This is a genomic window from Lelliottia sp. 7254-16 (assembly GCF_002922995.1).
GTDB lineage: Bacteria > Pseudomonadota > Gammaproteobacteria > Enterobacterales > Enterobacteriaceae > Enterobacter > Enterobacter jeotgali.
The window spans coordinates 157,391-179,561 of sequence record NZ_PQVS01000004.1; the positions used below are offsets into that span (position 1 = coordinate 157,391).

At 55.4% G+C, this 22,171-nt stretch carries 22 protein-coding genes; 14 read left to right on the forward strand and 8 right to left on the reverse strand.

The features are described 5' to 3' along the window. Positions 1-31 precede the first annotated feature (31 nt). Positions 32-1,375 carry an NADP-specific glutamate dehydrogenase gene (gdhA, locus tag C3708_RS07640; protein WP_103948565.1) on the forward strand — a complete coding sequence of 448 codons (1,344 nt, stop codon included), beginning with the start codon at positions 32-34 and terminating at the stop codon, positions 1,373-1,375. A gap of 120 nt (positions 1,376-1,495) precedes the next feature. On the opposite strand, the gene C3708_RS07645 is transcribed toward gdhA, so the two are convergent. From C3708_RS07645 to C3708_RS07655, 3 genes are all read right to left on the reverse strand, one after another. Next, the gene (locus C3708_RS07645) at positions 1,496-3,403 is read right to left on the reverse strand and encodes a DNA topoisomerase III (RefSeq protein ID WP_103948566.1); all 1,908 of its coding nucleotides are present in this window, start codon (positions 3,401-3,403) and stop codon (positions 1,496-1,498) included. A 4-nt stretch (positions 3,404-3,407) separates the two neighbouring features. Beyond that, entirely contained in the window at positions 3,408-4,451 is a 1,044-nt protein-coding gene (gene selD, locus C3708_RS07650) for a selenide, water dikinase SelD (RefSeq protein WP_103948567.1), read from the reverse strand. 115 nt (positions 4,452-4,566) lie between these two features. Then, positions 4,567-5,118: an NAD(P)H nitroreductase gene (locus C3708_RS07655; RefSeq protein ID WP_095281675.1), complete on the reverse strand. Its 552-nt coding sequence runs from the start codon at positions 5,116-5,118 to the stop codon at positions 4,567-4,569. 167 nt (positions 5,119-5,285) lie between these two features. On the opposite strand from C3708_RS07655, the gene sppA reads away from it, so the two are divergent. The 5 genes from sppA (at position 5,286) to C3708_RS07685 (ending at position 10,694) form a co-directional block, all read left to right on the forward strand. Beyond that, the gene (sppA, locus tag C3708_RS07665) at positions 5,286-7,142 is read left to right on the forward strand and encodes a signal peptide peptidase SppA (protein ID WP_095281674.1); all 1,857 of its coding nucleotides are present in this window, start codon (positions 5,286-5,288) and stop codon (positions 7,140-7,142) included. 60 nt (positions 7,143-7,202) lie between these two features. Further along, on the forward strand, positions 7,203-8,219 hold the full coding sequence (gene ansA / locus C3708_RS07670) for an asparaginase (protein ID WP_095281673.1): 1,017 nt from the start codon (positions 7,203-7,205) through the stop codon (positions 8,217-8,219). Between the two features lie 9 nt (positions 8,220-8,228). Next, positions 8,229-8,870, forward strand: a complete 642-nt coding sequence (gene pncA / locus C3708_RS07675; RefSeq protein ID WP_103948568.1) for a bifunctional nicotinamidase/pyrazinamidase — start codon at positions 8,229-8,231, stop codon at positions 8,868-8,870. Positions 8,871-8,905: 35 nt separating this feature from the next. After that, positions 8,906-9,250, forward strand: a complete 345-nt coding sequence (yajD, locus tag C3708_RS07680; RefSeq protein ID WP_095281671.1) for an HNH nuclease YajD — start codon at positions 8,906-8,908, stop codon at positions 9,248-9,250. Between the two features lie 187 nt (positions 9,251-9,437). Beyond that, positions 9,438-10,694, forward strand: coding sequence for a glycoside hydrolase family 18 protein (locus C3708_RS07685; RefSeq protein ID WP_103948569.1), 1,257 nt, complete (start codon positions 9,438-9,440; stop codon positions 10,692-10,694). 111 nt (positions 10,695-10,805) lie between these two features. On the opposite strand, the gene C3708_RS07690 is transcribed toward C3708_RS07685, so the two are convergent. Together C3708_RS07690 and msrB are read right to left on the reverse strand one after the other, a co-directional pair. Continuing rightward, on the reverse strand, positions 10,806-11,078 hold the full coding sequence (locus C3708_RS07690; protein WP_095281669.1) for a YeaC family protein: 273 nt from the start codon (positions 11,076-11,078) through the stop codon (positions 10,806-10,808). A gap of 41 nt (positions 11,079-11,119) precedes the next feature. Continuing rightward, a complete protein-coding gene (msrB, locus tag C3708_RS07695; protein WP_095281668.1) occupies positions 11,120-11,533 on the reverse strand; it encodes a peptide-methionine (R)-S-oxide reductase MsrB in 414 nt (137 codons plus the stop codon). A gap of 341 nt (positions 11,534-11,874) precedes the next feature. Between msrB and gapA the strand changes: the two genes are divergently transcribed. Both gapA and C3708_RS07705 read left to right on the forward strand, forming a co-directional pair. After that, complete coding sequence (gene gapA / locus C3708_RS07700; protein WP_095281667.1) at positions 11,875-12,870, forward strand: glyceraldehyde-3-phosphate dehydrogenase; 996 nt, start codon at positions 11,875-11,877, stop codon at positions 12,868-12,870. Positions 12,871-12,944: 74 nt separating this feature from the next. Further along, complete coding sequence (locus C3708_RS07705; RefSeq protein WP_103948570.1) at positions 12,945-13,829, forward strand: D-hexose-6-phosphate mutarotase; 885 nt, start codon at positions 12,945-12,947, stop codon at positions 13,827-13,829. Between the two features lie 41 nt (positions 13,830-13,870). Here the strand turns inward: C3708_RS07705 and C3708_RS07710 are convergent, their stop codons facing one another. From C3708_RS07710 to C3708_RS07720, 3 genes are all read right to left on the reverse strand, one after another. Then, positions 13,871-14,725 (reverse strand): aldo/keto reductase, encoded by an 855-nt coding sequence (locus C3708_RS07710; protein WP_103948571.1) that lies wholly within the window; start codon positions 14,723-14,725, stop codon positions 13,871-13,873. A 162-nt stretch (positions 14,726-14,887) separates the two neighbouring features. Beyond that, positions 14,888-15,130, reverse strand: a complete 243-nt coding sequence (locus tag C3708_RS07715; RefSeq protein WP_103948572.1) for an ogr/Delta-like zinc finger family protein — start codon at positions 15,128-15,130, stop codon at positions 14,888-14,890. Between the two features lie 46 nt (positions 15,131-15,176). After that, a complete protein-coding gene (locus C3708_RS07720) occupies positions 15,177-16,304 on the reverse strand; it encodes a phage late control D family protein (protein WP_103948813.1) in 1,128 nt (375 codons plus the stop codon). A gap of 161 nt (positions 16,305-16,465) precedes the next feature. Between C3708_RS07720 and C3708_RS07725 the strand changes: the two genes are divergently transcribed. Genes C3708_RS07725 through C3708_RS07750 form a run of 6 tightly spaced genes read left to right on the forward strand, consistent with a single transcriptional unit; the run spans position 16,466 to position 22,060 of the window. After that, a complete protein-coding gene (locus tag C3708_RS07725; RefSeq protein WP_016155241.1) occupies positions 16,466-17,662 on the forward strand; it encodes a phage tail sheath subtilisin-like domain-containing protein in 1,197 nt (398 codons plus the stop codon). 12 nt (positions 17,663-17,674) lie between these two features. Next, positions 17,675-18,190, forward strand: coding sequence for a phage major tail tube protein (locus C3708_RS07730; RefSeq protein WP_001514744.1), 516 nt, complete (start codon positions 17,675-17,677; stop codon positions 18,188-18,190). 14 nt (positions 18,191-18,204) lie between these two features. Next, positions 18,205-18,543: a phage tail assembly protein gene (locus C3708_RS07735; RefSeq protein WP_001514743.1), complete on the forward strand. Its 339-nt coding sequence runs from the start codon at positions 18,205-18,207 to the stop codon at positions 18,541-18,543. A gap of 50 nt (positions 18,544-18,593) precedes the next feature. Beyond that, a complete protein-coding gene (locus C3708_RS23875; RefSeq protein WP_326490683.1) occupies positions 18,594-18,668 on the forward strand; it encodes a GpE family phage tail protein in 75 nt (24 codons plus the stop codon). After that, positions 18,669-21,599, forward strand: a complete 2,931-nt coding sequence (locus C3708_RS07745; protein WP_103948573.1) for a phage tail tape measure protein — start codon at positions 18,669-18,671, stop codon at positions 21,597-21,599. A gap of 11 nt (positions 21,600-21,610) precedes the next feature. Beyond that, positions 21,611-22,060: a phage tail protein gene (locus tag C3708_RS07750; RefSeq protein ID WP_103948574.1), complete on the forward strand. Its 450-nt coding sequence runs from the start codon at positions 21,611-21,613 to the stop codon at positions 22,058-22,060. Positions 22,061-22,171 lie beyond the last annotated feature (111 nt).

Genomic DNA, 22,171 nt, shown 5'->3' on the forward strand with positions numbered 1-22,171 from the left:
AGAAAAATTTTTATAAGAGGTTCTTATATCTATGGATCAGACACGCTCTCTGGAATCGTTTCTTACCCACGTTCAACAGCGCGACCCGCATCAGAGCGAGTTTGCCCAGGCCGTTCGGGAAGTCATGACCACCCTTTGGCCTTTCCTTGAAGAAAACCCGCGTTATCGTCAGATGTCCCTGCTTGAACGCCTGGTTGAACCCGAACGTGTGATTCAGTTCCGCGTGGTGTGGGTGGACGACAAAAATCAGGTGCAGGTGAACCGCGCGTGGCGCGTCCAGTTCAGTTCCGCGATTGGTCCGTTCAAAGGCGGAATGCGCTTCCACCCTTCCGTGAACCTGTCGATCCTGAAGTTCCTCGGCTTTGAGCAGACCTTTAAAAACGCGCTGACCACCCTGCCAATGGGCGGCGGTAAAGGCGGTAGCGATTTCGACCCGAAAGGCAAAAGCGAAGGCGAAGTGATGCGTTTCTGCCAGGCGCTGATGACGGAGTTGTATCGCCATCTCGGCCCAGACACCGATGTGCCTGCGGGCGATATCGGCGTGGGCGGACGCGAAGTCGGCTTTATGGCCGGGATGATGAAAAAACTTTCTAACAACAGCGCCTGCGTGTTTACCGGGAAAGGGCTGTCGTTCGGCGGGAGTTTGATCCGCCCCGAAGCGACGGGTTACGGCCTGGTGTACTTCACCGAAGCGATGTTAAAACGTCACGGTCTGGGCTTCGAAGGAATGCGCGTGGCGGTGTCGGGCTCCGGCAATGTGGCGCAATATGCTATCGAAAAAGCAATGCAATTTGGCGCACGCGTGGTGACGGCGTCGGACTCCAGCGGTACGGTCGTGGATGAATCGGGCTTCACAGCCGAAAAACTGGCGCGCCTGTGCGAAATCAAAGCCAGCCGCGACGGTCGCGTAGCGGATTACGCGCGCGAATTTGGCCTGACCTATCTGGAAGGCAAGCAGCCGTGGGCGGTGCCGGTGGATATCGCCCTGCCGTGCGCAACGCAGAACGAACTGGATGTGGACGCGGCGCGTACGCTTATCAAAAACGGCGTGAAAGCGGTGGCGGAAGGGGCGAATATGCCGACCACTATCGAAGCAACAGATCTGTTCCTCGAAGCAGGTGTGTTGTTCGCACCGGGTAAAGCAGCGAACGCCGGTGGCGTGGCAACGTCAGGGCTGGAGATGGCGCAAAACGCCGCGCGTCTGGGCTGGAAAGCCGAGAAAGTGGATGCGCGTTTGCATCACATCATGCTGGATATTCATCATTCGTGTGTGGAGTACGGTGGTGAAGCGGAGCAAACCAACTACGTGCGCGGCGCGAATATCGCCGGATTCGTGAAGGTGGCGGATGCGATGATCGGGCAAGGGGTGGTTTAACGGGGTAATCCGTGCGGCCGGGTGCCCTCACCCCGGCCCTCTCCCACGGGGAGAGGGAGAAAACACTAAAAAGGCAACCTTGCGGTTGCCTTTTGCTTTTGACCTCCGCCACCGGGCGTTTTAGGCCGCACTCTTCTTCTTAAACTTTTTCCTGGCGTCACCGCCGCCCGGTGCCACCATCCCTCTGAACGATTTCACCGGCGTATTCCGCGCCTGATTAATCAACTCAAATAGCGTCCCCACCAGCGGCTGCATAAAGTCCTGATAGCGACACTGCTTCTCGCTGATTTGCGTCAGGATCGACTCCCAGTGCGCCGTCATGTCCGGTCGCGCAGCCAGTTCCGGCAGGGAGTGAATCAACGCCCGCCCCGGATCGGTCGAATGGATATAGCGCCCTTTTTTAATCAGGAATCCGCGCTTAAACAGCAGCTCGATAATCCCGGCGCGCGTTGCTTCGGTGCCTAATCCGTCGGTCGCACGGAGGATCTTTTTCAGATCCTTGTCCTGCACAAAACGGGCAATTCCGGTCATCGCCGAAAGCAACGTGGCGTCGGTAAAGTGGCGCGGCGGCTGGGTTTGTCGCTCGATCACTTCGCCCTTTTCGCACAGCAGTTCGTCGTCTTTTGCGACCACTGGCAGCGGCGTGCCGTCGTTTTCTTCGTCGCGCTCTTTATTCCCAAGCAGCGTGCGCCAGCCCGCTTCCGCCAGGAAACGCGCTTTAGCAACGAATTTGCCTTTGGCGATCTCCAGCTCAATCACACATTTGCGGAATACCGCATCCGGGCAGAATTGCATCAGATACTGACGCGCCACCAGGTTATAGATCTTCGCTTCGTTCTCGCTGAGATTAACGTTGCTGGCGCGCGCCGTCGGGATAATCGCATGGTGCGCGTCGACTTTTTTGTCATCCCAGCAGCGGTTGCGGGTGTCCGGGTTCACGGCGGGCTGCGGGAGCAGGTCCGGCGCGTGAACGCCAATCGCATTCAGCACCGCGTGGCGCCCGGCGAAATGCTCTTCCGGCAGGTAACGGCTGTCTGAACGCGGATAGGTAATCAGCTTGTGGGTTTCGTACAGTTTTTGACAGATATCGAGCACGTTCTGCGCACTCATGCCGAAGCGTTTACCGGCCTCAATCTGCAACGCAGAGAGAGAAAACGGCAGCGGCGCGGGTTCTGATTCCCGTTTATCGTTATAGCTGGTGACTATTGCAGGCTGGCCGCCGATACGGTTGACCACATGATCCGCCAGCGGACGATGCAGCAGTCTACCCTCTTCATCCTGGTACGATTCGCAGGCATCGCTCGGCTGCCAGGTGGCAGTAAAACGTTCGTCTTTCGGGGTGACGATATGCGCTTTCACCTCGAAGAAATCTTTCGCCACGAAGTTTTCGATCTCTTCATCGCGGCGCACCACCAGCCCAAGCACTGGCGTCTGGACGCGCCCGACGGAGAGCACGCCCTGATAACCGGCGTTACGCCCCAGAATCGTGTAGGCACGTGTCATGTTGATGCCGTACAGCCAGTCGGCGCGGGCTCGCGCGAGGGCCGAAACGCACAGCGGGATAAATTCGCTGTTGGCGCGCAGACGCGTAATCGCACGCTCCACCGCCTGCGGGTTGAGATCGTTGATCAGGCAGCGCTGAACCTGCTGACGCTTTTCCGGCGCCAGTTCGAGGTAGTCGAGCACCTCGTCCACCAGAAGTTGCCCTTCCCTGTCCGGGTCACCCGCGTGAACCACTTCTTCGGCATCGTGGAGAAAACGTTTGATGACGTTAAGCTGTTTGGTGACGGAGGGACGCGGCTGCAGTTTCCACTTTTCCGGCACGATCGGCAGATCATTGAGATTCCAGCGCGCGTAACGGCTGTCGTAGACATCCGGCTGCGCCTGTTCGAGCAGGTGACCGATACACCAGGTGACCACCTGTCCGTTTCCGCATTCGATAAAGCCGTCGCCCTTGCGATGCGGCTTGGGCAGCACATCGGCAATCGCACGGGCCAGGCTCGGCTTTTCCGCAATAAACAAACGCATCGAATTAACGGATCTCAATCATCGGACGACCGCCGCGCGCGCTGACCAGCTCGCCAATGGCGCTCAGGCTGATGCCGTATTCGGCGGCGGTGGCTTTGACTTCAGCTTCCGCGTCAGGGGTAACGGCCAGCAGCAGACCGCCGGAGGTTTGCGGATCGCAAAGCAGATCGCGCCACTCTGTCGGCATGTCGCCCATCAGATGACCGTAGCTGGCAAAGTTACGCTGCGTACCGCCCGGCACCGCGCCCTGCGCAATGTACTCTTCCACGCCAGGTAGTTTTGGAATGTCCTGATACCAGACCTGCGCCTGAACGCCCGCCCCCTGGCAGACTTCGCTCAGGTGACCGAGCAGACCAAAACCGGTGACGTCGGTCATCGCTTTGACGCCGTCGATATTGGCAAATGCCGCGCCCGCCAGGTTCATCTGGCACATCACTTCCGTGGCGAGGCCGATATGTTCTGGCTTAAGCAGGGATTTTTTCTCCGCAGTCGTGAGCACACCAATCCCCAGCGGTTTGGTGAGGAAAAGTTTGCAGCCTTCCTGCGCGGTACTGTTGCGCTTCACGCGCTCGGTCGGCACCACGCCGGTAACGGCGAGGCCGAAGATCGGTTCTGGCGCGTCGATGGAGTGTCCACCCGCCAGCGCGATGCCCGCCTGCTGGCAGGCAAAGCGACCGCCTTCGATCACTTCGCGTGCAATTTCTGGTGGAATAGTGTTGATTGGCCAGCCGAGAATGGCGATCGCCATAATCGGTTTACCGCCCATCGCGAAGATGTCGCTGATGGCGTTGGTCGCCGCGATACGCCCGAAATCAAACGGGTTATCGACAATGGGCATAAAGAAGTCAGTGGTGCTGATGATGCTGGTGCCATTACCTAAATCGTACACTGCCGCATCGTCACGCGTTTCGTTGCCGACAAGCAGGTTCGGGTCGACAAACTTCGCCTGTTCGCTGTGCAGGATGGTTTCCAGCACTTTAGGGGAAATTTTACAACCGCAACCCGCTCCGTGGCTGTATTGCGTTAAACGAATGGTTTGCTCGCTCATGGACATCTCCTGTCATTGCAATCGCGCTATGGTAGCGCTCATTCCGTGATGAGGTAAGTATGACTGTCTGAATTATGCGACGCTTGCTCATAATCCAGACAGTTTAGCGTGATTATCAGAAACGGGTGACGAACGGAGCGGTGTCTGGCGTTGAGATTGTGGTCGAGGCTTTCAGCTGCGGCGTGCCTAAATAGAGGAAGCCGACGATTTTATCGTGCTCTGCGCAGGAGAATCCTTCACGCACCACCGGGCTGTCGGTCAGCGGGCCGGTGCGCCAGACGCCGTTAAAGCCCTGGGCGACGGCAGCCATTTGCATCGCCATCACCGCGCAGCCTGCGGACATTTCTTGCTCCCAGACCGGTACTTTATGCTCAGGCTGGCATTTTGCCACCACCGCAATGATCATCGGCGCGCGAAACGGCGCATTGCGCGCTTTATCAATCGCCTTTTCATCCTGCTCGGCGGCCATCGCGCCATTCTCAAGCAACGTACTGAAGCGGTCGCGACCCGCGCCTTCGATAATGAAGAAGTGCCACGGGGTGAGCGTGCCGTGATCCGGCGCCCGCATACCGGCGCGCAGAATGTTTTCCAGCTGTTCGCCCGCAGGCGCAGGTTCCGCCAGACGTGAAGCGCTACGACGGTTAACAAGCAGTTCGAGTGCGTCCATTGTTTAACTCCTGTCTTGAAATTTATTCACAAAATTAACACGAGAGCAGAATTTGTTACAGCGCAGTGGGCGATTCCTGCTGACAAGTGGCGGTTGGGTCATTACGATAACCCCACATTGCCGTCCAGTCGCGACGGAAACGGTCATTATCTGGTTTGGGAGAATACATGCGAACCCTTTGGCGAATTTTTGCCGGTTTCTTTAAATGGACGTGGCGGTTGCTCAATTTTGTCCGCGAACTGGTGATGAATGTCTTTTTCATCTTCCTGATCCTGGTCTGCGTAGGGATCTGGTTGCATATCAGTAGCAGCAATCAGGCCCAGCATTCCGGACGCGGCGCGCTGCTGCTGGATATCACTGGTGTGATTGTCGATAAGCCTTCCACCAGCAATCGTCTGGGCGTCATTGGCCGTCAGCTGCTCGGCTCTACGTCCGATCGCATGCAGGAAAACTCCCTGTTTGATATCGTCGACGCCATTCGTCAGGCCAAGGACGATCGCAACATTACCGGCATCGTGCTGGACCTTAAAAACTTCGCCGGGGCCGACCAGCCTTCGATGCAGTACATCGGTAAAGCACTGCGCGAATTCCGCGACAGCGGCAAACCGGTGATTGCGGTCGGGGATAGCTACAGCCAGGGGCAATATTATCTGGCGAGTTTTGCCAATAAAATTTGGCTCTCCCCACAGGGCACCGTCGATCTGCACGGTTTTGCCACCAACGGTCTGTACTACAAATCGCTGCTGGATAAGCTGAAAGTCACCACCCACGTCTTCCGCGTCGGCACCTATAAATCCGCCGTTGAACCGTTTATTCGTGATGATATGTCCCCTGCCGCGCGTGAAGCGGACAGCCGCTGGATCGGCGAACTGTGGCAAAACTATCTCGCTACCGTGGCGGCAAACCGACAAATCACGCCTGAACAGGTCTTCCCTGGCGCACAGGCGATGCTGGATGGCCTGACCAAAGTCGGCGGCGATACGGCGAAATACGCGTTGGATAACAAACTGGTTGATACGCTTGGCTCCAGCGCGGAGATCGAAAAAGCGCTGACCAAACAGTTTGGCTGGAGCAAAGAAGACAAGAATTACAGCGCCATTAGTCTCTACGATTACACACCGAAAAAACCGGATGAATCGGGCGACAGCGTGGCCGTGGTCTTCGCCAACGGCGCGATCATGGACGGCGAAGAAACGCCGGGGAACGTGGGCGGAGATACGACTGCGTCGCAGATCCGCGATGCGCGTCTGGACCCGAAAGTGAAAGCCATTGTCCTGCGCGTGAACAGCCCTGGCGGCAGCGTCAGCGCCTCGGAAGTGATCCGTGCCGAACTGGCTGCGGCGCGTGCGGCGGGCAAACCGGTGGTGGTGTCGATGGGCGGGATGGCAGCATCCGGGGGTTACTGGATCTCCACGCCAGCGAACTACATCGTAGCGAACCCAAGCACCTTAACCGGCTCTATCGGTATCTTTGGCGTGATTAACACCGTCGAAAACAGCCTCGATTATCTGGGCGTTCACACGGATGGCGTGGCAACATCGCCGCTGGCGGATGTGGCGGTGACCAAATCGCTGCCGCCGGAAGTGTCACAGATGATGCAGTTGAGCATCGAAAACGGCTATAAGCGCTTTATCAACCTGGTAGCGGAATCCCGTAAATCCACGCCGGAACAGGTCGATAAAATTGCGCAGGGCCATGTCTGGACCGGTCAGGACGCGAAGAGCAACGGTCTGGTCGATAGCCTGGGTGACTTCGACGACGCCGTCGCCAAAGCCGCTGAGCTGGCGAAACTGAAACAGTGGCATGTGTCTTATTACCAGGATGAGCCGACGTTCGTCGATATGGTGATGAACAGCATGTCCGGCTCAGTACGCGCGATGTTGCCTGCTGCCATTCAGGCGTATCTGCCTGCGCCGGTGGCGACTGCGGCAAGCGTAGTGAAAGCCGAAAGCGATAAGCTCGCCGCCTTTAACGATCCGCAAAACCGTTACGCGTTCTGCCTCACCTGCGCTAACGTACGCTAAACCCCGTCCCCTCTTCTCGCGAAGGGGGGATTTTTCTTTGAAGCACAAGAATTGAAAACCATGCAGAAGAAATCGATTTATGTGGCGTATACCGGCGGTACTATCGGTATGCAGCGCTCTGAAAATGGCTATATCCCGGTTTCCGGTCATCTGCAGCGCCAACTGGCGCTGATGCCTGAGTTCCATCGCCAGGAGATGCCGGACTTCACCATTCACGAGTACGATCCGCTGATGGATTCGTCAGATATGACGCCGGAAGACTGGCAGCATATCGCCGAAGATATCAAAGCCCATTACGACGAGTACGACGGCTTTGTGATCCTGCACGGCACCGACACGATGGCATTTACCGCCTCGGCGCTGTCGTTCATGCTGGAGAATCTGGGCAAACCGGTGATCGTTACCGGGTCGCAAATCCCGCTGGCCGAACTGCGTTCCGACGGGCAGATTAACCTGCTGAACTCCCTGTACGTGGCGGCCAATTATCCGATCAACGAAGTGTCGTTGTTCTTCAATAATCGCCTCTATCGCGGGAACCGCACCACCAAAGCCCACGCCGACGGTTTCGACGCCTTTGCGTCGCCAAATTTGCAGCCGCTGCTTGAAGCGGGCATCCACATTCGTCGTTTGGGTACACCACCTGCCCCGCACACGGCGGGCGAACTGATTGTTCATCCGATCACCCCGCAGCCAATTGGCGTGGTGACCATCTATCCGGGCATTTCTGCCGACGTGGTGCGTAACTTCCTGCGCCAGCCGGTGAAAGCACTGATCCTGCGCTCTTATGGCGTGGGCAATGCCCCGCAGAACGGCGAGTTCCTGAAAGAGCTACAGGAAGCGAGCGATCGCGGCATCCTGGTGATTAACCTGACCCAGTGCATGTCCGGCAAAGTCAATATGGGTGGTTACGCCACCGGCAACGCGCTGGCACATGCGGGCGTCATTAGCGGGTATGATATGACGGTCGAAGCCACGCTGACTAAACTTCACTACTTACTCAGCCAGAATCTGGACGTGCAATCCATGCGTGCCGCGATGATGCAAAACCTGCGCGGTGAGCTGACGCCGGACGAATAAGGAGTTTCTATGAAGCAACGAGCCCTGCTGCTGGTCGATCTGCAAAATGATTTCTGCGCCGGTGGTGCTTTGGCCGTCGCCGGTGGCGATAGCACCGTGGATGTCGCCAATACGCTCATCGCCTGGTGTAAAGCGCGCGGCGAAGCGGTGGTCGCAAGCCAGGACTGGCATCCAGCGAATCACGGCAGTTTTGCCAGCCAGCATAACGTCGAGCCTTTTACTCAGGGTGAACTGGACGGGCTGGCACAGACCTTCTGGCCGGATCACTGTATCCAGCAGACCGAAGGGGCGGAACTGCATCCCCTGCTGGATCAGAAGGCTCTCGACGCGGTGTTTCATAAAGGCGAAAATCCGAATATCGACAGCTACAGCGCCTTTTTCGATAACGAGCATCGGCAAAAAACCGCGCTAGACGCGTGGCTGCGTCATCACGAAATCAGTGAGTTGATTGTGATGGGGCTGGCGACGGATTACTGCGTGAAGTTCACCGTGCTCGATGCGCTAAAATTGGGGTATAACGTCAGCGTGATCACCGACGGCTGCCGCGGCGTAAACATTCAGGCGCAGGACAGCGCGCTGGCCTTCATGGAGATGTCGACCGCAGGCGCGACGCTGTACACGCTGGCAGACTGGCAAGAGACGCAGGCGTAAACGCATTTTTTAATCTATTCAGGAGTGCCAGTGTTATGGCTTTTATCCCTAAAAACTATGCCCGACTGGAAGTCGGTTACCGCGAAAAAGCGCTGAAGCTTTTCCCGTGGGTGTGCGGTCGCTGTAGCCGTGAGTTTGTCTACTCTAATCTGCGTGAGCTGACGGTGCACCACATCGATCACGATCACTCAAACAACCCGGAAGACGGCAGCAACTGGGAGATGTTGTGCCTGTTCTGTCACGACCATGAGCACTCCAAATACACCGAAGCGGATTTGTACGGCTCAACGGTGGTCGCGGGCGAAGATGCACAGAAAAGCGTTGGTGAAGCGACGTATAACCCTTTTGCTAATCTCAAGTCGATGATCGATAAGAAGTAATCGCGCACCTGTAAACGCCCGGTGGCGCTACGCTTGCCGGGCCTACCATCTGAAACCGCCACCCGGCAATCTCCTGTAAAGTGAACTCCCTCGCAACACAAACGAAGCGGCACTGCTATCCTCAATTGGCTGTTTTTTGTCACATCCCTGATGTGGCTTACTTTTTTTAAGTCAAAGAGGATACGTTATGAAGCTATTGCCTGTGATGGCAGCATTACCCCTGCTCTGCGCGCCATACCTTTTCGCCGCCGATCTGATGTCCGTCGGCTACTTTAACGGCGGTGGTGATGTGACTGCCGGCCCCGGCGGTGATATCGACAAACTGGACGTGCGCCAGATCACCCATCTCAACTACTCGTTTGGCCTTATCTACAACAACGAAGCCGGTGAAACCAACGACGCGCTGAAAGACGCCAGCAAATTGCACCAGATCTGGCTGTCACCGAAAGTGATGGCCGACCTGCATAAAATCCCTGAACTGCGTAAGCAAAACCCACATCTGAAAGTGCTGCTTTCAGTTGGCGGCTGGGGCGCACGCGGATTCTCCGGCGCTGCGGACAGCAAAGAGAGCCGTGCTGTGTTTATTCGCTCGGTGCAGGATATCGTCAAAACCTACGGCCTGGATGGCATCGACCTCGACTGGGAATACCCGGTAAATGGCGCGTGGGGTTTGGTCGACAAGCAACCTGCGGATAAAGCTAACTTTACCGCCCTGCTGAAAGAGATCCGCGAAGCATTACCAAAAGAGAAGCTGGTGACCGTTGCCCTGGGCGCGAATGCGGAAAGCCCGAAAAGCTGGGTCGATGTGAAAGCGATCGCGCCGTATCTGAATTACATCAATCTGATGACTTACGATATGGCCTACGGCACGCAGTATTTCAACTCGAATCTGTACGACTCGACCAAATGGCCGACCGTGGCAGCGGCAGATAAATACAGCGCTGATTTTGTCGTCAACAATTATCTTGCCGCTGGACTTAAGCCTGAACAGGTAAATCTGGGGATCGGTTTTTATGGACGAGTCCCGAAACGCAGCGTTGAGCCAGGCATCGACTGGACCAAAGCCGACGCCGAGAAAAATCCGGTGACGCAACCGTACTTTAGCGCACAAGAAATCGATCTGTTCAAAGGCTTGGGCTATGACCTCAGCAAAGACACCTACGTGAAATACAACGATATCGTCAGCAAGCTGATTAACGATCCGCAGAAACGCTTTACCGAGCACTGGGACGACCAGGCGAAAGTGCCGTGGCTGTCGGTAAAATCGGCGGAAGGTAAGGAGCTGTTCGCTTTGTCCTATGAGAACCCGCGTTCCGTTGACCTGAAGGCGCAGTACATCAAAGAGAAAGGTCTGGGTGGCGCAATGTTCTGGGAGTATGGCGCCGACGACCAAAACCAGCTGGCGAAGCAGTTGGCGACGTCGTTGGATATTAAACAGAAGTAAAATCAGTGCTTGTTCCCTCTCCCTGTGGGAGAGGGTTAGGGTGAGGGCAACAGGCCGCACACCCGTTTAATGCCGGGTGGCGGCTTCGCCTTACCCGGCCTACGGTTTCGGTTATTTGAATGTGGCGATAGGTTTTGGCGTGATGCCAAAGTCCTCTTTCAGCTCGCGCTTACTCTTCATGACCATCTGCCCCTTCGTGTCGATTGTCATGTGCTGCGCGTCGTTGTTATTGCGCGCCTGCCACAGCATCACCAATTGCAAGCTGTTCTCTTTTTGCTCTGCCGTCAGCGCCACGCCATCAGGCCATTTCCCCAGCTCTACGGCTGTCACCAGGCGCTGATACACTTCCGGCGTCATGCTGCTAATCATGTCATCAATATTCATCAGAAATCCGCTGTGATGGAATAATTTGCTGAATCGGTTCTTCAACCTTTGGTCTGGTCGCCATTTTCGTCATCTGAGAAGCTCATTGACGCCGAATTGACGCAGAAACGCTCGCCTGTTGGCTGTGGGCCGTCCGGGAAAACGTGTCCCAGATGAGCATCGCAGTTTCCACAGCGAATTTCTGTGCGCTGCATACCGTGTGAAGAGTCGGTTAAATAGCGAATTGCTTCGTCGCTGACGGGCTCGTAGAAGCTCGGCCAGCCGCAGCCAGAATCGTATTTTGTTTGCGAATTAAACAAAGGAGCGTCGCACACCAGACAGTGGTACACGCCGTCGCGCTTATTGTGCAGCAAACGCCCGGTGAATGGGGGCTCAGTCCCGTGGTTTTGTGTCACGTAGAACTGCATTTCTGTTAGATTTTTTTTGAGTTCGTCAGGGTTACGTTGATTCGACATATGCTCTGATCTCGCTGTAGAAACAGTTACCTTTTCATGGCGAATTCTAACAAAACATTAACACCCAAGTGTGATCTTTTGTTCTAAACTTATGCGTTACCGTACGGCAGTCGGTCAATTGTGATCTATCTCACATTTTTATCCTGTTAGCCCTTTAAAATTCCGGGCGCAGCCCCCATGTGGTTGCTAGCTCAAAAGGAAAGTGAGGCTCTCAGTCGCACAAAGGTTATGCGCAGGATTGATTTGTCGCAATGATTGACACGATTCCGCTTGACGCTGCGTAAGGTTTTTGTAATTTTACAGGCAACCTTTTATTCACTAACAAATAGCTGGTGGAATATATGACTATCAAAGTAGGTATCAACGGTTTTGGCCGTATCGGCCGTATTGTTTTCCGTGCTGCTCAGGAACGTTCTGACATTGAGATCGTTGCAATCAACGACCTGTTAGACGCTGAATACATGGCTTACATGCTGAAGTACGACTCAACTCACGGTCGTTTCAACGGCACCGTTGAAGTGAAAGACGGCCACCTGGTTGTTAACGGTAAAACTATCCGTGTGACTGCTGAACGTGACCCGGCTAACCTGAAATGGAACGAAGTCAACGTAGACATCGTTGCTGAAGCAACTGGTCTGTTCCTGACTGACGAAACCGCTCGTAAGCACATCACTGCTGGCGCTAAAAAGGTTGTTCTGACTGGTCCTTCTAAAGACAGCACTCCTATGTTCGTTAAAGGTGCTAACTTCGAGAAATATGCTGGCCAGGATATCGTTTCTAACGCATCTTGCACCACTAACTGCCTGGCTCCACTGGCTAAAGTTATCAACGACAACTTCGGTATCGTTGAAGGCCTGATGACCACTGTTCACGCAACTACCGCTACTCAGAAAACTGTTGATGGCCCGTCTCACAAAGACTGGCGCGGCGGCCGCGGCGCAGCTCAGAACATCATCCCTTCTTCTACCGGTGCTGCTAAAGCTGTAGGCGTTGTACTGCCAGAGCTGAACGGTAAAATCACTGGTATGGCGTTCCGCGTTCCAACTCCAAACGTGTCTGTTGTTGACCTGACCGTTCGTCTGGAAAAAGCAGCGTCTTACGAAGAAATCAAGAAAGCAATCAAAGCGGCTTCTGAAGGCCCAATGAAAGGCGTTCTGGGTTACACCGAAGACGACGTTGTATCTACCGATTTCAACGGCGAAGTGTGCACTTCCGTGTTCGATGCTAAAGCGGGTATCGCACTGAACGACAACTTCGTGAAACTGGTTTCCTGGTACGACAACGAAACTGGTTACTCTAACAAAGTACTGGACCTGATCGCTCACATCTCCAAATAAGTTGAGATGAGACACTGATCCAAAAAGGCGACCTCGGTCGCCTTTTTTTATGCTTAAAGACAGAGGATTGCGTAATGATTCACAAAATTTTTGCACTTCCAGCAGTCGAACAACTTACCCCTGTACTCTCCCGCCGCCAGATTGATGGTGCCGATATTATTGTCGTCGATCATCCACGCGTGAAAGCCTCTGTGGCGCTCAACGGCGCGCACCTGCTCTCCTGGAAACCAGAGGGTGAAGAAGAAGGCCTGTGGCTGTCTGCTGCAACTTCGTTCAAAAAAGGCGCGGCGATTCGCGGCGGCGTACCGATCTGCTGGCCGTGGTTTGGCCCGGCGGCAGAAGCTGGCCTGCCAGCGCACGGTTTTGCCCGTAACCAACAGTGGACGCTGAAAGCACATAATGAAGATGACAACGGTGCGGTGCTGACTTTCGAACTGCAAAGCAACGATGAAACCCGCGCACTTTGGCCGCATGATTTCACGCTGTATGCCCGCTTCAAGCTGGGAAAAACCTGTGAAATTGAGCTGGAAGCGCACGGCGAGTTTGAAACCACTTCCGCCCTGCACACCTATTTCAACGTCGGTGATATTGCGGATGTGAAAGTAAGCGGCTTTGGCGATGTCTTTATCGACAAAGTGGATAACGCGAAAGAAGGCAAACTGAGTGACGGCGTGCAGACCTTCCCGGATCGCACCGACCGCGTTTATCTGAACCCAGAAGCATGCAGCGTGATCCACGATGCAGCGCTCAACCGCGGTATTGAAGTGGTTCACCATCATCACAGCAATGTGGTGGGCTGGAACCCAGGTCCGGCGCTTTCTGTGAGCATGGCGGACGTGCCGGACGACGGATACAAAACCTTTGTCTGCGTCGAAACCGCGTGCGTAACCGCACCGCAAAAAACCAGCGCGGACAAACCGTCTCGCCTGGGGCAGACCATTAAAATCGTTAAGCGCTAAGGCTTTCGTTCACCCTCTCCCGGCGGAGGGGGTGAAATCCGCTACACCACATCCAGCGCTGTTTTGCGCCCCGGAGCCGGAAACGCCGCATCCAGTCGGGCGAGTTCTTCGGCAGAAAACGTTATCTCTAACGCGCTCGCATTCTCTTTCACATGCTCAATCGACGACGCTTTCGGGATCGCCATCACGCCCTGATGGTGAATTACCCATGCCAGTAAAACCTGTGCAGCACTGGCGTTATGCTGGCGGGCGATGTCATTCACTGCCGGATGATTCATCAGGCCTGAACGTAAACGTCCGGCCTGTGCCAGCGGGCAGTAGGCCATCACCGGCATCGACTGCTGCTGACACCAGGGGAGTAGATCGTATTCGATGCCGCGCGACGCCAGATGATAAAGTACCTGATTGGTGGCGCAGGCCGGGCCACCTTCAACGCCCCACAACTCCTGCATATCGTCATAATCGAGATTAGAAACACCCCAGCGGCCAATTTTGCCCTGCTGTTGTAATGCCTGCATCAGCTCGACCGTCTCATCCAGACCGTAGTTTCCACGCCAGTGCAGCAGATAGAGATCGATATGATCGGTGCCCAGACGACGAAGGCTGGCTTCGCAGGCAGCTATCCCTTTCTTTCCGCCCGCGTTCCACGGGTAGACCTTCGAGACCAGAAAGACATTTTCGCGCCGTCCTTTTATCGCCTCGCCGACCACTTCCTCTGCTTTGCCATCGGCATACATTTCGGCAGTATCGATCAGCGTCAGACCCAAATCGATGCCCGCTCGCAGTGCAGCCACTTCGCTTTGCCGCTGACCGGCGTTTTCACCCATATACCACGTGCCCTGCCCAATCGCCGGCAACGTGATACGGTCGGCAAAAGTCACTGTTTTTTCACTCATGCGTCTCTCCTGGTTTCACTGCACCACAGTAATGCAAACGGGGCGCAAGCGCCCCATTATACAGATCATATCATTATGTTTTTATTGAACTTAATAAAAACACTGACCACATTTTGACTTAAAAAAATAAAAGCCCCGATAATCTGGGGCTTTGTCGGACACCTACAGAACCAAACTTAGCTGGTCATCACCGTGGTGACTTCGCGGGAAAGCGCTTTGTGGAACCATAGCCCCTGGGACAGGCTGAGTCTGGTTTAATGATTCGTCTATTTGCGTCATGCTGGTAAAGCAGTAGCCGCACAACATGTTTTGACACTGGTGATAACTGCGTCGCACTAAATCACTCAACTCTACACTGGTACGAGTTTTCGCAACTGCACGGCAGCGAGGACAGCGCATTGCCATACGCGGGCCTCCTCTGGGCTGGTTAATATCACGTCAAGTATAACGCTTAACCCGTTGATTCGTCACCCGCCTCAGCCGTCCATTCATCGATCTTAACTTCCAACTCCAGCGAGGTGGTAAAGCCGCCACTGCCAATATCATGGACACAACGGGTGATCGTCCAGTAGCCATTATCAATCGTGGACTTAAAGCCCGATACGCTTGCCGGTTGCTCCGGGTACAAATCTGCCCTGCCCCGCGCCAGCGTGATGGAGAATGACGCCGCGCCACGCTGCAACTGGCTCCACTTCGCCGCTGCTGCCCGCTTCGCTGCCTTCTCAGTTTTAAACGTTTTGCGGATCACGAATACGTTACCTTCCGCGCCTGCCATGTAATCCCCTTCCTTGCTACTTGATGCGGGTTCTTTCGGCTTCTTCGGCTGGGTTGTTCTGCGGCGTCTACGGGTGTTTGTCTGTACCGTGGTGGCGGGTTTCTTACCGAAATTCAGATCCAGCCAGTAGGCAGTAACGCCGGTATAAGCGTCACGATCGGCAATACTAAAGCTATGCTTGTCGCCACTGGCCCGCACAATGCTGACCGCCGGTAACGGTTTACCGCTCTGGGTTAAGCCCTGCCCCGGCGTGATGAACAGCAACATGCCGTTTTTGACGGTGGCAACTGCGCCCAGCATATCCGCCATTCTGGTGAGAAAGCTGATATCTGATTCACTGGTCTGGTCTGCGTGATCGATCTCAATCTTCGCCAGTTCCTCACTCACCCCGGCGCGCAGGTCGTACCGGCTGGCAATACTGGCAACCACATCGCCAACGGTAATATCGTGCCAGGAGTATTCACGCTTCACGTTGAACGTGTCGCGAAAGTCTGCGCTGCGGGCGCTGATGGTGAGCTGATCAGGCGGGCCACGGTGCGCAACCTCATCAACGGTGTACAGCCCTTTAAATATCAGCGGATCATTATCCCAGCCCAGCGAAACGGAAATCTTCGCGCCACGCGATGGCATAACGATCTGTCCGTCTGAATCATCCAGCGTGAGATCAAGCGTATCCGCTTCAAATCCCCGGTTGTCCGTCAGCGACAACGAGATCAAACGGTCATCCAGCGCGGTGAGCTGCTTGCCCTCAATCTGAATACTGAACGCCGGGCGGGGCGAATAACGCGCATCATCATCCAACATCTTATTGGTCCCCTCATTGGTGAGGGTACCATCGTCGCCACGCGCGCGCGTACAGACAACGCGGGGCTGTTGTTGCGGTCTGCTGACAACGCCCACCTCTCGCACCGGCTGGCAATTGTCGCAATGATAAGTGGCAATCATTGACCTGGCGAGGCAACTACATGGCCACAAATTACCATCACGGTGTAACCGTCACGGAAACCACCGATCTGAGCACGATGATCACCGATATTGATTCGGCGGTTATCGGCGTCGTTTGTATCGCTGACGATGCAGACGAAGAAGCGTTCCCGCTGGATACCCCTGTACTCATTACCCGCGTGGCTAACATGCTGGGCAAAGCAGGCAAAACCGGCACCCTGTTCACCACCCTGAAAGCCATTTCAGACCAGACCAGCCCGCAGACCATTGTGATCCGCGTGGCTGATGCGTCAAAAATCCCACCACCGGAAACCGGCACCGCCCCGACTCAGGATCAACTGGTCATTGGTGGCACCGACCCGGTAACAGGACTTTTCACCGGCATGTATGCGCTGCTATCGGCTGAGATGCGTGTTGGCGTCCGTCCGCGTGTGCTTGCCGTTCCCGGCCTTGATACTCAGCCAGTGGCGGCGCAACTCGGCGTGATGGCGGAGAAGCTGCGCGCCTTTGCTTATGTTTCAGCGAACGGCTGCAACACCATTGCAGAGGCGAAGGAATACCGCGAGCAGTTTGCCCAGCGTGAAATGATGGTGATCTGGCCTAACTTCATTTGCTACGACACCAACGCGGGAGCAAACGCCACCGTGCCGGTGGGTGCTCATGCGGTAGGGATGCGCGCCAAAATCGACGCAACGCAGGGCTGGCACAAAACCATTTCCAACGTTCCGGTTAACAACGTGCTGGGGATGGATCGCGATATCTATTTCACCCTACAGGGCACCGATACCGATGCGGACGAGCTGAACGCGGCAGGCGTCACCACCCTGATCAAACAGGACGGCTATCGCATCTGGGGATCGCGCACCTGCGACGAAGAAACCTACATCTTTGAGAGCTACACCCGTACCGCTCAGATTGTGGCTGATACCGTGGCAGAAGCACATTTCTCCTACGTTGATAAGCCGCTCACCCCGTCACTGGTGAAAGATATCGTTGACGGTATCAACCGCAAGCTAACGTCCTATGTGACGGCGGGCAAGCTGCTGGGTGCGCGCTGCTGGTATGACCCTGAACCGAATACCAGCGAAACGCTGCGCAACGGGCAGCTCACCATCAAATACAACTACACGCCTGTCCCGCCGCTGGAAAATCTCAGCCTGGTGCAGGAGTTCACTGATGAATACTTCGCTACGTTTTCCAGCGCAGTGAATAACTAACCGGGGGCGCGTATGGCTCTGCCTAAAAAACTTAAATACTTCAACATGTTCTTTGACGGGGATAACTACTTCGGCATGGTGCCGGAAATTACCCCGGCGAAGTTAACCCGCAAGACAGAGGATTATCAGGCCGGTGGTATGCCTGGTTCTGTCGCGGTCGATCTCGGCTTCGATGCCGGGGCGCTGGATATGGATATCACCCTTGGCGGCATGGATGCGGGGCTGCTGAAAAAATGGGGCATCGCCACCGCCGATGGTATGCAAACGCGCTATGCGGGGTCGTACCAGGATGATTCAACCGGCGAAGCGGTACCCGTTGAAATCCAGACGCGCGGACGCTTCACGGAGATGGATCCGGGCACGTCCAAAACCGGGGATGATACTTCCCATAAGTACACCCTGAAAAATACCTATTACAAGCTGACCATCAACGGCGAAGAAATCATTGAAGTTGATGTGCTCAATATGATCTACAAAGTTGGCGGCGTTGACATGATGGAAAAACACCGCGCTAACATTGGCTTATAAGGAATTAACGCACCATGACCAAAGTAACCGGTAAAGAAGTTGTAACGCTCAATGCGCCTATTGTTCGCGGCAAGACGGCAATCAGCGAAATCACGATCACGCCAGTCTTAAAGCAGGCCGGATCGCTGCGTGGCTTAAAAGTCTATGACGTTCTGACGTCGAATTATGATGCGCTGGTTGTTCTGCTGCCGCGCGTTACCGCCCCGGCACTGACCGCTGACGAAATCGCCCGCATGGATACGTGGGACTTCTGCCAGCTCGCCAATGCGGTGGTTGATTTTTTGCAACCACCTTCGGATCAGAGCGGGACGGATACGGGCAGCGCGTCATCCGATGCCCCTGCGAACGCATAGAAAACTTAATGGCGGATATCGCCGTCATTTTCCACTGGCGACCAGCGGAGATGGACGCCATGACGGTAGAGGAACTTCTGTTATGGCGTGATCAAGCCGCTGCGCGCAGTGGCGGAGATCAATAAATGGCAGACCGCAAATTAAATATTCAGGTGGCATTCAGCGCCCTGAATAATATGTCTCAACCTGTCAACGCGGCGCGCCAGAGTGCCGCCGCGCTGGCCTCTCAGATCAAGCAGACGCAGAGCAGCATCAAAGGGCTTGAGCGTCAGGCTACCAGCTTTGACCGGCTGACCAACGCCAACAAAAAAACCACCGATCAACTGGCTCAGGCAAAGACGCAAGCGCGTGAAATGGCGGCAGCATTTGGCCCACTACGCCAACGCAGTGCTGAGCAAGTTACCGCCCTCAACCAGCAGCGGGCAGCGATCCGCAACCTGACAGCCCAGCAGAAAACGGAACAGGCCCAGCTCAACCAGTTGCGAGCCAGCTTCTACAGCGAAGGGATTGCGATCAGCAGTACCAGCCGGGCAACGGAACAAATCAGCCAGCGCACCGCGCAGTATAACCGCCAGCTTACTGAGCAGCAGAGGCGGCTTGAATCCGTCACGCAGGCGCAAGCCCGTTATGCCCGCACCAAAGAAACCAGTGAAAAGTTACAAAGCTCAGGGATGAAGACCGCTGCGACCGGCGCGGCGGTACTAGCCCCCGTCGCTGCTGCTATCAAGAGTTACAGCAGCCTGGAAGACGCCATGAAGGGCGTATCCAAACAGGTGAATGGTCTGCGCGATAATGACGGCAACCGCACGGCTCAGTTTGCTGAGATGCAAAACGCCATCAAAGACGCTGCCGAAAACCTGCCAATGCCCAACGGGGCTGTTGATTACGCCGCTCTGGTAGAGGGCGGCGCACGAATGGGCGTGGCTAACAGTGATGATCCATGGCAGAAGCAGAAAAAAGACCTACTCGATTTTGCCAACACTTCCGCGATGGCCTCAAAGGCGTTTGAGCTGCCTGCCGATCAGCTGTCGGAAAGCCTGGGTAAAATCGCCGGTCTGTATAAGATCCCCATTCAGGATATTGGCAAGCTGGGCGACGTCATCAACTATCTGGACGATAACGCCAAATCCAAAGGCTCTGACATTATCGACGTGTTGCAGCGCGTGGGTGGTGCTGCCGATCAGCTCGGTTATCAGAATGCGGCGGCACTTGGCTCCACGTTCCTAAGCCTTGGCGAGCAGTCCGAAACAGCAGGCACCGCTGTTAAAGCGATGGTGCGCGAACTGGGTAATGCCATGGTGCAACCGGATCGGTTTATGGAAGGTCTGGACGCGCTGGGGCTTAGCGCTGAAAAAGTGCAGAAGAACATGGCAAAAGATGCCATGGGCACCATTATGGCGGTGATGGAAGCCACCAAAAAGTTGGAGCCAGATAAGCAAATGAACGTGCTTACCCAGCTCTTTGGTGATGAATATGCAATGGCTGTTTCCAAAGTCGCCAACAACCTGCCAGAGCTGCGCAGGCAGCTCGAATTAACCCACGGCACCGCGTCGAAAGGCTCCATGAAGCGGGAATCCGATATTGATAAAGATTCTCTCTCATCACAGTGGCAGATAACCAAAGCGGAATTTGGCAACAATTTCAGCGCGCTGGGCGAAACCATGCGCGGACCGATGATGGCAATCATGAAATCAGTCGGCGGCGTCATGCAATCAATCCGGGGCTGGATTGAAGCCAATCCGGCACTGGTTGCCGCCATCATGAAGACCGTCGCTGCGATTGGTGCAATTCTCACGGTGCTGGGCACGCTTATGCTGGCGCTGGGCGCAATACTCGGCCCGATGGCGCTTGTACGTCTGAGCTTTACCACGCTGGCAGGTGAAGGCGGGATCGCCAAACTGCTGACCAGTATCACCCGGCTGGGCGGCGCGTTTCAGTGGCTGGCGGGTTCTCCTATGCAGGCGCTGCTGACTGCCGGGCGCGCGGTCTTTGGCCCCCTTATCACGCTGCTGGCGGGTATCTCTGCCCCGGTCTGGGGTCTGATTGCCCTTTTTTCTGGCGTTGCTATTGCGATCATCCAGTTCTGGCAACCTATCAAGGCGTTTTTCAGCGGATTCTTTACCGGCCTGATGCAGGGGCTACAGCCGATATTTTCTATCGTTTCCGCCGTATTCTCGCCGCTGGTACCCATATTTGACGCCATTGTCTCCGCCCTCAGTACGGTATGGGACTGGTTTACAAAACTGTTTGAGCCGATCCAGTTCTCCACTGAGGCGCTAAAATCCTGCACCAGTGCCGGGGAATCCTTCGGCAAGATTGTGGGGGATGCCATTTCACTGGTGCTATGGCCCGTTGAGCAGCTCTGGAAAGGTCTGGATCTGGTACTGGAAAAACTGGGCCTAATCCCCGATCAGGCAGAGCGGGCCAAAAAAGCCGTTGAGCAGGTGAACACGCAGAAGAAACTTACCGGGCTGGCGGATACGCTCGTCGGGGATCTGAAAGCCGTCACTGCGCAATCGAAGAAGGAAGAGGAGAAAAAGGAGCAGAAGCGGAAAACGGAACAGAGCCAGCAGCAGCAGGCACTTGCCAATAACCTGAAAGGCCCGGCGAACCTCGCACCGAAGATCAGCGGTAGCCTGGATAAAATCGCCAGCAACACGGCAGAGAAGAAAGACGGCCCCGGTGAAATCGTCTTCAAAAATAAACAACCGTACATTCCTATCCGTGGCGGATATGCCGAACCGGTGCAGCAGGTTCAGCGGCAGGTGCCATCACTCACCGCGTGGATGCAGCAGCAGGCTGGCGCGCTCGTTTCTTCGGTACTGCCGTACAGCGTTCAGCAACCTGCCGCCCGTTCGCCAGTGTCGGCGGTTCCGTCTGCGGCTTCCGTCGCGGCGCTGATGCCTGGCGGCGACGTGTTTAACTTTGAAATCAACATCAACGACGCGGGCCAGATGGGTGAGCAAAAACTTGTCCAGCGCATCCGCGAAGAGTTCACCGTTGCCCAGCAGCAAGCCGCACGGCGCAAACGCTCGCAACTGACCGACCACGAATAAGGGGCAAAGCCATGATGATGATATTGGGCATGTTTCCGTTTGCGCTGCAAACGACACCCTACCAGACGTCGAACCAGTCCAATACCTGGCGGCACGTCAAAAACGATCGAGTGGGGAAATCCCCGCGCTATCAGTACATAGGCCCGGACGAAGAGCCGTTCACGCTCTCCGGCACGTTGTACCCGGAAATCAGCGGGGGTGATGTGTCACTCACTACGCTAAAAACAATGGCGTTCACCGGCAGAGCGTGGCCCCTGATTGAAGGCACTGGCGCAATTTACGGCATGTACGTGATCGAAGGGTTAACCCAGAATCGCACTGAGTTCTTTCAGGACGGGAAAGCGCGGAAAATTGAGTTTACCCTCAGCCTGAAAAGGGTTAGTGAGGATATCAGGGAGAAGCTGGCGGAAATCACCAATGATGACGTGCTGTCTATGGTGAAAGCTGGGGTGAGTTTCTAACTTTATTTTTTATGGCCAACACGTTCATTGCTGGCAGTGTGGTACCGAAATCATCGGGCACCGTCATTTTTAATCGTGCCGCAGCACGATCATTTATGGCGGTGCTCGATA